Annotated in this window: 13 protein-coding genes and 3 pseudogenes; 2 read left to right on the plus strand and 14 right to left on the minus strand. The window is 34.7% G+C overall.

The genetic code is table 11. The annotated features are described in order from the left end of the window. Positions 1–356 precede the first annotated feature (356 nt). The 4 genes and pseudogenes from HXN26_RS10090 to HXN26_RS10105 all read right to left on the minus strand — a co-directional run. Complete coding sequence (locus tag HXN26_RS10090; protein ID WP_273161079.1) at positions 357–800, minus strand: hypothetical protein; 444 nt, start codon at positions 798–800, stop codon at positions 357–359. Continuing rightward, entirely contained in the window at positions 775–984 is a 210-nt protein-coding gene (locus HXN26_RS10095) for a hypothetical protein (protein ID WP_273161080.1), read from the minus strand. The genes HXN26_RS10090 and HXN26_RS10095 overlap by 26 nt, the downstream gene beginning before the upstream one ends. A gap of 26 nt (positions 985–1,010) precedes the next feature. Then, positions 1,011–1,250: an integrase core domain-containing protein gene (locus tag HXN26_RS10100; RefSeq protein ID WP_273161081.1), complete on the minus strand. Its 240-nt coding sequence runs from the start codon at positions 1,248–1,250 to the stop codon at positions 1,011–1,013. A gap of 40 nt (positions 1,251–1,290) precedes the next feature. Next, a pseudogene (locus tag HXN26_RS10105) lies at positions 1,291–1,584 on the minus strand (transposase); the annotation flags it as partial. On the opposite strand from HXN26_RS10105, the pseudogene HXN26_RS10110 reads away from it, so the two are divergent. Next, positions 1,539–1,940 (plus strand): annotated as a pseudogene (locus tag HXN26_RS10110) (transposase); the annotation flags it as partial. The pseudogenes HXN26_RS10105 and HXN26_RS10110 overlap by 46 nt on opposite strands. Before the next feature lie 91 nt (positions 1,941–2,031). Here the strand turns inward: HXN26_RS10110 and HXN26_RS10115 are convergent. From HXN26_RS10115 to HXN26_RS10135, 5 genes are all read right to left on the minus strand, one after another. After that, complete coding sequence (locus HXN26_RS10115; protein WP_273161082.1) at positions 2,032–3,951, minus strand: polysaccharide biosynthesis protein; 1,920 nt, start codon at positions 3,949–3,951, stop codon at positions 2,032–2,034. Between the two features lie 113 nt (positions 3,952–4,064). After that, positions 4,065–5,087, minus strand: a complete 1,023-nt coding sequence (gene fmt / locus HXN26_RS10120; protein ID WP_273161083.1) for a methionyl-tRNA formyltransferase — start codon at positions 5,085–5,087, stop codon at positions 4,065–4,067. A gap of 39 nt (positions 5,088–5,126) precedes the next feature. Then, entirely contained in the window at positions 5,127–6,923 is a 1,797-nt protein-coding gene (locus HXN26_RS10125; protein ID WP_273161084.1) for a chloride channel protein, read from the minus strand. Between the two features lie 54 nt (positions 6,924–6,977). Next, complete coding sequence (locus HXN26_RS10130) at positions 6,978–7,547, minus strand: L-threonylcarbamoyladenylate synthase (protein ID WP_025001432.1); 570 nt, start codon at positions 7,545–7,547, stop codon at positions 6,978–6,980. A gap of 311 nt (positions 7,548–7,858) precedes the next feature. Further along, a complete protein-coding gene (locus HXN26_RS10135) occupies positions 7,859–8,035 on the minus strand; it encodes a hypothetical protein (RefSeq protein ID WP_273161085.1) in 177 nt (58 codons plus the stop codon). A 247-nt stretch (positions 8,036–8,282) separates the two neighbouring features. On the opposite strand from HXN26_RS10135, the gene HXN26_RS10140 reads away from it, so the two are divergent. Then, positions 8,283–8,456, plus strand: coding sequence for a hypothetical protein (locus HXN26_RS10140; protein WP_234397545.1), 174 nt, complete (start codon positions 8,283–8,285; stop codon positions 8,454–8,456). A gap of 133 nt (positions 8,457–8,589) precedes the next feature. Here the strand turns inward: HXN26_RS10140 and HXN26_RS10145 are convergent, their stop codons facing one another. From HXN26_RS10145 to HXN26_RS10165, 5 genes and pseudogenes are all read right to left on the minus strand, one after another. Next, positions 8,590–8,793: a DNA glycosylase AlkZ-like family protein gene (locus tag HXN26_RS10145; protein ID WP_025001434.1), complete on the minus strand. Its 204-nt coding sequence runs from the start codon at positions 8,791–8,793 to the stop codon at positions 8,590–8,592. A 119-nt stretch (positions 8,794–8,912) separates the two neighbouring features. Next, positions 8,913–9,668 carry an MBL fold metallo-hydrolase gene (locus HXN26_RS10150; RefSeq protein ID WP_273161086.1) on the minus strand — a complete coding sequence of 252 codons (756 nt, stop codon included), beginning with the start codon at positions 9,666–9,668 and terminating at the stop codon, positions 8,913–8,915. Continuing rightward, on the minus strand, positions 9,665–9,910 hold the full coding sequence (locus HXN26_RS10155) for a hypothetical protein (protein ID WP_025001436.1): 246 nt from the start codon (positions 9,908–9,910) through the stop codon (positions 9,665–9,667). Before HXN26_RS10155 ends, HXN26_RS10150 begins: the two co-directional genes overlap by 4 nt. A gap of 4 nt (positions 9,911–9,914) precedes the next feature. Further along, a complete protein-coding gene (locus HXN26_RS10160) occupies positions 9,915–10,178 on the minus strand; it encodes a GlsB/YeaQ/YmgE family stress response membrane protein (RefSeq protein ID WP_025001437.1) in 264 nt (87 codons plus the stop codon). Between the two features lie 72 nt (positions 10,179–10,250). Beyond that, a pseudogene (locus HXN26_RS10165) lies at positions 10,251–10,815 on the minus strand (flavin reductase family protein). Between the last annotated feature and the right edge of the window lie 165 nt (positions 10,816–10,980).

Below are 10,980 nucleotides of genomic sequence, written 5' to 3' on the forward strand. Positions count from 1 at the left end.
ATAGAGCTTGTCAATACAAGCTTTATGCTGAAATATTGTTTTTAAGGGAGGACTATGTAACGTTATTTTTTTCTGTTTATTGCTTACGGCTTTTAATACCCTTATATGGGTAATGAGGAACACCCTTATAAGGGTATTGCCCGTTACCCTTATAAGGGTGTTGGGACATACCCTTGTATGGGTAAGTTCAAACAATCTATATGTGGTTTACTATAGACTTGCAGTTTTAATGTTATACATTCTGTTTTCTATCACTATTGTGGATTGCCGTTTGCGTGCCGCATTTTTTACTCTTTTGTTTATGACGTCATATTATTATCCTTCCTCCCCTAGCATTCATATATAAATAGTCTTCATTATTCTATTACAATCTCTTCAGGTATATTTTTTAATTTACCATCATTAGTAAAAGAGAACCTTATCCATGATTTGTCGGCATTGTCATCAATCGCACCATCTAAACAAGTTGATTTAATGTAATATATTAAAATGAACCCTTCCTGATTATTTTCTTTTTTATTGTATTTACCCATGTGTGCTATAAATGCAAGGGTGTCTTTACCAATGAGATTATTGTTTGTAATAATGCTATCTGCCATTTGGGCTGTTCGCATTTTCAAACATCCACAACTATCTTTTTTCCATATATCTTCATACATATTAATTTTTGTTTCTGTATTATAGGACACTAAAGAATCTAAATGTGCTACAGAATTTCTAGATTTGTTTGTTTGGCAACTCACGAATGTACATAGTGTAGTTGCAAAAAGGATATTAAAAAGCCCCATCTTTTCCAACATAAACATTTACAGCTCTATTATTACGATAATTTCCCCAATTACTCCAATATGCATCATCAATATTTTTCTTGGTAACATAGCGAGAGTTTGGATTTACAACTCTCTTTCCATTTTTGTTTTGTACAGACCATTTACTTCCATATGGAGTTTGTCGTGGAATCATGATGTGTATGTACGTTGTCAAACAAAAGTGCACAACTGCAAATGTAGTTATTTACTCTGATATTTCCTTGTTTTATTATCAAAAATTCTTTTGTTGATTGAATTTTGCTTTATTATTTCTCTTATCTTTTTGATTTTCTCCCCTTGCCCTAAATATACGTCTTTGGGTGTAAGATTATCTAACGATTCATGAAACCTTCTCTCATTATAATATTTCACCCACCCATCGATAGCATTTTCCAATTCAGAGGGACAAAAATAATGATTTAGCTTAATCACATTTTTCATCGATCTGTGATATCGTTCTATCTTTCCCAGCGTCTGAGGATGCAAGGGTTTCTTTCAAACGAATATTTTCCTGACGAAGTTCCTTTACCTCGTCATTGGTTGCTTCACGAATGGTATCACCATCAAGGCGAGCTTTGCCTGCCTCGATAAAATCCTTATTCCATTTGTAGTAAGTGCTATCTGATATACCATATTTACGGCATAGCTTGACAATACTATGTTCGCCACGGACTCCTTCCATTACAATCAAAACTTTTTGTTCTGAAGTGAAATTTCGTTTAGTATTGCGACGAACATCCTTTAAAGACGTTAGAACAAACCCAAAGGATGACAGGAAGGAAGGTTGATAAGTTAGCAGGAGATAGAGGGTATAGAGGTATAAAGCAGATTGGGCAGACAAAGATACTCATCCCTGACACTCCTAAAGCTAAAGACAGCTACTACCAAAAGAGAAAGAAACACAAACTATTTTGTAAACGAGCAGGTATAGAACCAACAATAGGACATCTTAAAGCAGACCACCGATTATCTCGCAACTTTTATAAAGGTGTGAAAGGAGATGCTATCAATGTATTATTATCTGCCGCAGCATATAACTTCAAAAGAGCTATGAGAGTTCTTTTGTACCTTATAAAAAGAATCAGCATAGAGCTTGTCAATATAAGCTTTATGCTGAAATATTGTTTTTAAAGGATGACTAAGTAGTTTAACGTCATCAATAATTTTATTGAGAATAGACGTACTTAAAGGAAAATAGAGGTACAATATATTTATAATGCAATTACTTATCTAATACTGAATAAATACTATTATTGCTAATATATTCAGGTACTATAGATTTCATTACCTTTACAATTTCCATATTATCATATGTATGACTTATCAGCAAAAGCTCTTCTATTTGTTTGCTTACAGCATCATAATCATACTCTCTAACTTGAGCTATTCTTACTTTTTCGTGGAAACTTGGCAGGGTATTTTCAGTTGTACTTAATACTTCTTCATAGAGTTTTTCTCCCTCTCGCAGACCTGTATATTCAATCTTCACATTTTCTGCACCAGAAAGTTTTATCATTCTCTTTGCTAGGTCAGCTATTCTAACAGGTTTACCCATATCAAAAACAAAAATTTCACCACCCTTTCCGTGTGTTCCAGCCTCTAAAACTAACTTACAAGCTTCAGGAATCAACATAAAGAAACGAATAATGTTAGGGTCTGTAACAGTAACTGGGCCTCCACTCTTTATTTGCTTCTCGAACAATGGAATAACAGAGCCATTAGAACCAAGAACATTACCAAATCGAGTAGTTACAAACTGAGTTGAAACTTCTTTCGTTTTATCTTGATTGATTTTTTTATTCAAACTCTGACAATAAATTTCACAGATACGTTTTGAACAACCCATCACATTTGTTGGATTTACTGCCTTGTCAGTTGATACCATTACAAACTTTCTAACGCCATACTTAACACTTAAGTCGGCAATTACCTTTGTACCCCAAACATTGTTTTGGATACTTTCAGAAGGATTATTTTCCATCATCGGAACATGTTTATATGCAGCAGCATGGAAAACATATTCTGGTCTATACTGCTTAAAGATAGATTCCATTCTATCAAAATTTGTTATATTCGCAACAATGGTGTCAACTTTTATATTAGGATACTCAAAGCTCATCATCAATCTAATATCATGTTGGGGAGTTTCCGCCTGGTCTATAAGAATAAGTTTACCTGGCTTATAAATAGAAATCTGACGTACAATCTCTGAACCTATTGAGCCTGCTGAACCTGTAATCATAATACATTTATCATTTAGCAAGTTACCGATAGCATCCATATCTACAGCTATTTCATCGCGTGGCAATAAATCTTCAATGTTTATTTCCTTAAATTGTACATGTGTCAAATCATCTTCACCAGTCCATTCTTTTGTATGTTCAGTAAGATAAATCTTCACATTTGCATTGATGAGCATATCTTGTAGTCTTGTATCAGCACGGAACTTATTTACTTGAATAGGCGAAACAAGCACAGCTTTAATATTCAGATTTTCGATGGCCTCTTCTAACTGACTATCAATCGTGTATATCTTTTCACCCATTAACGTATTTCCAGAATACAAATCATCATGAGAAATAAAACCCTTCAACAAGAAATTAGTATTTCTATCGTTGCATATATTATTAGCAATTCCTATTCCACCTTCTTGAATACCATATATAAGTGTTCGAACTTTTCTATTGGGATTTAAATATACATCGTAAATTGCTTTTACTAACACTCGGAAAATTACCATTCCTATAGTAGCCACAAGATACATAACAGCAATTTGACGACCTTGAAGACGCATGAACCTTATAAATTGCCAGAAATACATTATGTAGTGCATTACTTCTGCTATTGCCAACGACAAAAGCATAGCAAGGCATACGCGCTGAAGATCTACAAAAGAGGAGTAGCGTATTATACCAGAATAAGTCTTAAAAACACGGAAACCAATTAGAACGAAAACCATATCAACGAATATGGTAGTTGTAATAAGAGACAGGTTAGAAAACTCAATGGCTCCATGATAATAGAACCAAAAAACAAGCACGCCTGACAAATAGCAAATGAGTATATCAATGGCTAACACAACCCAATATGGCAGTGCATTCTTTGTGAGATACCACTCGAAAATCTTATTTATAAGCTTCATATTTTAGTAGTCTGTCAAATAATTATTTTGTTATCACTTATAATAATGCAAAAGTACTAAAAAGATTTTATTAAGATTCTATTTTTCATAGAATAATAATTACATTTTGGCTATTATTTTCTATTCAATTTATACTCTACAATTTGTTTAAAGCCATTTAAAAAAGAGCTACTATCCATACGCTTTTTTCCTGAGAGTTGTAACTCTCTCAATTCTAATAGAAAATCGTTTGTATTCACGTATACTTTCTTATTTTCTATTACAAATGTTCCTGGTTCACCATTAGCAGCTTTCTCAGTTTTTACAGCTTCAAATATCTTCAAAACCATATCAGTAGTTGAAGTTGCAAAATTATCAAATGGAACAATTTTTGACCAAGCACCAGGATAAGGTGAAAGACCACGTACAAAATTATAAATAACACTTGCTTCCTGATACCAATCTATTTCGCAAGTTTCTTTAAATATCTTTGGCGCATGGTGTAAGTCTTCAGAATTTTGTTGCGGTTCAGTTATTTCGTTCATCACAGATAATATCTGAGTATCATCAAAATTATTTGCAATCTTTTCGCATAAAAGATCTATCGTTTCAATTGCTAAATCTGCTCCTAATCGCATCAATCCATCATAAACATACTCTACATTTGCATTTTCAGGAATAGAAAAATGTTTCCGTCCAATAATTCTGCCAGTATCAATATCTTTATCGAGAAAGAAGGTTGTTACTCCAGTTTCTGTTTCGCCATTTATTACAGCCCAGTTTATAGGTGCTGCACCACGATATTGTGGTAACAAAGCTGCATGAACATTAAATGTTCCCAAACGAGGCATAGACCATACTACTTCTGGAAGCAATCGAAAAGCAACAACTACTTGTAAATCTGCTTTTAAAGCTTGTAATTGATTTATAAACTCAGCATCTTTCATCTTTACAGGTTGCAAAACAGGCAAACCTACTGACTGCGCATATACTTTTACAGCTGGCGCTTGTAGTGACTCTTGATGCCGTCCTATAGGCTTATCGGGTTGTGTGACCACTCCGACAACATTATAATTATTTTCTACCAAAGCTTTCAAAGACTCAACAGCAAACTCTGGTGTTCCCATAAAAACGATTCTTATATCCTTCTTATTCATACTGTCATTTAATTTTAATATTGTGAAGATTCTGAGCAATTACTCTTCGCTGAAGTCTGCAACCAACTGTCTATACATATTATAAAGTCGTGCACGCGAAATATACCCAACTAGTCTTCCGTCTAGCTCTATTACAGGAAGAACCTGTGCACCTGTTTTTTCAAACACTTTCATAACGCTCTCCATCTGGTCGTTAACACCAATAGTTCCTGGTGGAAGGGTCATAAGTTGCTCTACAGAAAAACGATGATATAATTCTGTGCGGAAAATTATGTGTCTAAGTTTTGTTATGTCAATCTCTCCTAACAATATGCCTCCATCATTTAGAACAGGGATATAATCATTGCGGCTCGAACTAATAGCATGCACAAGTTTTCCCATCTCCATGTTTGGATTTACTGATGTATAGTCGCGGTCGACAATATTTTGCATATTCATCATTGTCATTACTGCCTTATCAGTATGATGAGTTAATAGTTTTCCTTGTCGAGCTAATCGAACTGCATATATACTGTGTTGTTCAAAGATATTTATGGTTAGATAAGAACTAATGGTAACAATAATTAGTGGAATAAAAAGATGGTAGCCGCCAGTGAGTTCAGCTATTAAGAATACACCTGTTAGCGGTGCATGCATAACTGCAGCCATAACTGCAGCCATACCATAAAGGGTAAAATTCTTTTCTGGAATGTACTCTCCTATCTGTTGAACATTCCAAAAACGTGCAAAGAAGAAGCCTCCAAATCCACCTATAAATAACGATGGTGCAAACGTTCCACCACATCCGCCAGCTCCATTGGTTGCGCTAGTTGCAAAAACTTTAGTTAAAGCTACGATCCCTACATATAATAACAAGAACTTTGCTTGTCCTGCAAACATAGAACCTCGCAATACTTTATTCCAATCGGCTTCACCATTTCCTTCTATAAAGAGACGCAAGCTGTTATAACCTTCACCATAAAGAGAAGGAAAAACAAAGATAAGCGATGATAAAACTAAACCACCTGCTAATAAATTAAGGTAAGGACGATTGGAAAGACTTGCGTATCTATCTTCACACCAAGACATTACGCGCATAAAATAAAGTGAAAGAAAGCCACAAACGATGCCTAATAATATAGTTGGAGGAACTTTACTAAGACTCCAAAGATAGTCTATTTTGAAGTTATACATAGGTTCACCTCCAGTAAAGAAGTAGGAAAAGCAAGTTGCAGTAACAGAAGCTATCAAGATAGGTAATAGTGACGCCATAGTTAGATCCACCATAAGAATTTCCAAAGTGAATACTAAACCTGCTATCGGTGCTTTGAAAATGCCCGAAACAGCTGCAGTAGCACCACAACCAACCAATAACATCAATGTTCGACGATCCATGTTGAAAAGCCTCCCAAGGTTACTTCCTATGGCAGATCCCGTCAATACAATAGGAGCCTCTGCTCCTACCGATCCACCAAAACCAATTGTAATAGCTGATGCTACAATGGAAGTCCACGTATTATGTGCTTTTAATTTAGAACGTTTCGTAGAAATTGCATATAATACACGTGTGATTCCATGTGAAATTTGATCACGAACAACGTATTTGACGAATAAGCTGGTGAGCCAAATACCTATAACTGGATATAAAAGATACAACCAATTGATAGTGGTCATTTTAAATCCTGATGTAATAAGTTCTTCTATTTCTCTAATAATAATATGAAGGACGTATGCTGCCACCGCAGCAAGAAAGCCTACAATGAATGCAAGTACTAATACAAATTGGCGGTCAGAAATATTGTTTTTACGCCAATCGTCTATACGACTGATTATATTGCTATTATTTTCGTTGGTCATTTTTCAGACTTGTTCCTCTTTACTGATACATTATATATAAGGTATATGAGGGAATTACTTTCTGATTATATTTATTTCTCCAGTCGTTTCTATCTTTATTATAGTAGAAGGCTGGTGTGGCTTATGCTCTTGACGGCGAGAAAAACAAACATAATCTACAGCTGACAATATTTCTTCAGAAATATCGCGATAATTCTGCGCAGCTGGTTCTCCACTAATATTTGCTGACGTACTTACTATTGCTTTTTGGAAACGATAACATAATTCCTTAGAGAAAGGTTCATTTGTGATTCTTATTCCAATAGAACCATCTTCAGCGATAAGATTATCCGCAAGATTCACAGCTTCATCTAGTATTAAGGTCGTTGGCTTTACTACAGCATCTATAAGCTGCCATGCGACATCAGGAACATTGCGTACATATCGCTGCAACCGCACATCAGAATCAACAAGACATACTAACGCTTTTGAATCATCACGACGTTTTATTTTATAAACCTTTGATACAGCTTCTGGATTGGTAGCATCGCATCCTATCCCCCAAACTGTATCGGTGGGGTAAAGTATCACACCACCTTTTCTCATTACCTCAACGGCCTTTTGAATATCTTCTTGCTGTGTCATTTCCTTTTCACTATTAGAGATATACAAAAGTAAAATAAAAAAAGGAAATAAACAAATCTATAAAAGAAAAAAAACAACTCTACTATGGTTAAAGGTTTAGAAACAATTTTCTTAATTTGAGCTTTATACATACAAAAAACTTCGCTTTTGTTATTAAGGTTCTTCTATCAAGAAATGAAATTCATTATTTAAATGTTTAATAAAAGCTGTTTTTATATTGCTATAGTATCAACTTTTACAACATAACTAGAGATAAATATAATAAACTGATAATGAAGATGATGGTATCAATGAAAATATTGCATCTATTTTTAATAAGAAAAAAGATACTTTTTATAAACCTCCCACTCTTTCATTATACTACTATTATGTTCTCCTAAGAAGAATGATGGGTTTAAATTGTCTTCGTAGGGAGTCCACTTTCCACATACAATTACGTCGTGAGCTATAATTGGTTGGAAAATTCCATTATTATAAGCCTTTTGCATATATTTAAGAGACAAGACTATATCTTGACCTTTATAGCTGACAAGGTATTCATCATAAGGCGGAATCAATAGATAGTTGCCTTTACGAAACCCATGAAACCTACCATCATCTGTGAATTAAAACTCTATATCATTTCTTATTTATAAATATAATTGTCTAACAATTCAATACCTTTACGACAATCCCGACCACCATACGAAATCTCCTAATGTAGCTGGTTGACGACTCCTAAAATACATTTTAGCTATGCGTATCAACGCTTCATCTCAGTTTATTGAGGAAACAGGTTTCACTTTATTAGCAGTTAATGCATACGTAGTTTTGATTGGCAATAGGTTCCCGTTACAGATGTACCTGTCAATCCTGCCATACGAATATGATAACTTAAACGTTCGTAATCAAATAAAAAACCTTATCTAATAACGCTTTAACAATGTAATCCTTAGTTAGACTACCCTTATCAGAAGCTGTTAGAGCAATAATTTCACGCACACTCAAAGCTTCTTCATAGTAAATTACGACCTTATTACTATTCATCCAACCTTTAATAACACTAATAGCTTTTGGTGCACATTGTTCTAACAGTCACCAATAGTCCACCTGACGAAACTATCTGCCATATGCCACGCATTAAATGAAGACGGATGATTTCTCCATCATCAAAAGCTTTTTTAAACATCTTTCCTGATGGATTTGTTGTACGCATTGCAACAGCCCAACTCATCATACGATAGTCTTGTGCTTGCATTGCACACATATAGTTCAGTAATTCTTTCGGAGTATTAAACTGAGGAGATATCAGCTACTGATTCAGAAGGCGTAAATCTACTGGGTTTATATTCTATCTCTTTATTTCCGAACTATATGATGTTTCTATCATAATTCAATCACATCTCCTTCATTTGCTATTGACCAAAAAGGAATATTACATTCATCAGTGAATTCTTTCATACGCCATGCACTCTCAAATCCACTAACTACAAAGTGCATGGGAATAAACAAACCTACATTAAATCGTTTTATGAATTGTCGAGCACCGCGTGTATATCCGTTTCCAATTCTACCATCAATCGGAAACATCACTACATCAAAAGTGTCAGATATCTTTTTAATATCTTTCAACTCGCCAAGAAATCGCTTCTCATCTTGCATCGGATTAACATCTCCAAACTCCTCACTGAAGATTGTACCACCCTTATAGTCTTCTGTAAGAAATCGTTCATACCAGTTATTAAGGTCGCCTGCATGAAAGATACAATTACCATCAGATTCCACAATCCATGAAACACCGCTATCATTGCTACCTGTTGCATAAACTTTAACGTTGTTATCATGCCATTCTCCACCTTTTGCCAACCATACATCAGCATCTTCTTTAACTGCCCTTCTACGTTTTAAAATATCTTTAGAAAGGATATAAGTAATCGAAAGTGTTGGATATGTACTGGGCCATGTCAATATTTCCCTTGTAAAGTGATCTTCATGGAAATGACTAGCAAACACATAGACTGGTTTTGAGGTGGAAAGAAGCTTTGAAACAACCCTAGCCGGGTCTCTCCAGTAATCAAAAATGAGCACAGAAGTTTCTGTTTCAATGGCAAAACCACTATGAAAAATATACGTTAGCTTCATCTTAACATAGTGTTAGGAATCATTTCGCAAAGTTTATCATCTCTTATTATCTTTGCTTTTGCCTTACCTGCAAGTACTAAAACCTTCTTTCCGTTGCGGTAAATATGTAATTGACGAGAACGAATAACAGCTGTCAAATTGTCATCGTCTTGAATAGCCGTCCAAATATTATGGTAAACACCATGTTCGTCAAATAGCTTCTGCTGCAAATGCGAACAAATATTATTTGTATCAATAGTTATCATACTAATCAAAGAGTTTCTTCCAAAGCCATAATACTGCCACTGCACCAAGGACACAGAACACAAAATTTGTGAGATAACCTTTACCAAACAATTCTATATTAAGCAAATGACTGATAGCAGTTCCTGCGTAACTTCCAATAATACCTATTATTAAGTTCATGCAACAGCCTTTGCCTTCACCACTCATGATACGATTTGCAATATAGCCTATAAGAACTCCTGTCAGTATTGGCCATGCTGTGAAATCTGCAATATGTTCTAACATAATTATTCAAGTTTATTTTATATCTTCGAATTTAGAATGTATCGTTCTATCTTTTCATAACTCTTATCTTCCTTATTTCAAGGCCTTACCATCTGAAAAAGCATTGCCCACTCGTTTACCTAACAGATTATAACCCATTTGAATAGGGTTGAAGGTTATGAGGTTCATTTTTTCAATATCAGGTTTTCCATCTTTTGCGAGATAGTTTTCATCACATAGAATATTCACAATTTCTGCAATAATATAGCAACCTGTATCGGATTCTTTCTGCTTTTTCTATAATTCTGCACTCCATTGTCATTGGAAAATCAGTAAATACTGGTGCATCTACATTTTCAGAAGCTATTACATTCAAACCTGATTTAGCCATCTTGTCAGGGTCTTTCTTTTGACTTACAATGCCGACATAGTCAGCAGCAACCATTGTTTCTACAGTAGCAAAAGCCACAGTAAACTCCCCTTTAAGGTTCAAATTATCGGAGGTTTGATGTTTTCCCATTGAAATCATAATTTTATGGTTATCCCATTGGCCACCCCAAGCTGCATTCATGGCGTTAGGATTACCATTCTCATCATATGTACCAATTATAAGCACAGGTTGCGGAAGTAACCACGCTTTCTTACCAAAACTTTTCATATTCTATTTGTCTTTAGTTAATTTTCAATACTATCTAGCGTATATAAAAATAATACTTACTGATGTTATAAATTATAATAATGATGCATGCAAGTAGTATGCCAAGCTATATAGTCGTTCCTTAAAAACAATATTTCAGCATAAAGCTTGTATTGACAAGCTCTA

This window comes from Prevotella aurantiaca (assembly GCF_015262605.1).
GTDB lineage: Bacteria > Bacteroidota > Bacteroidia > Bacteroidales > Bacteroidaceae > Prevotella > Prevotella aurantiaca.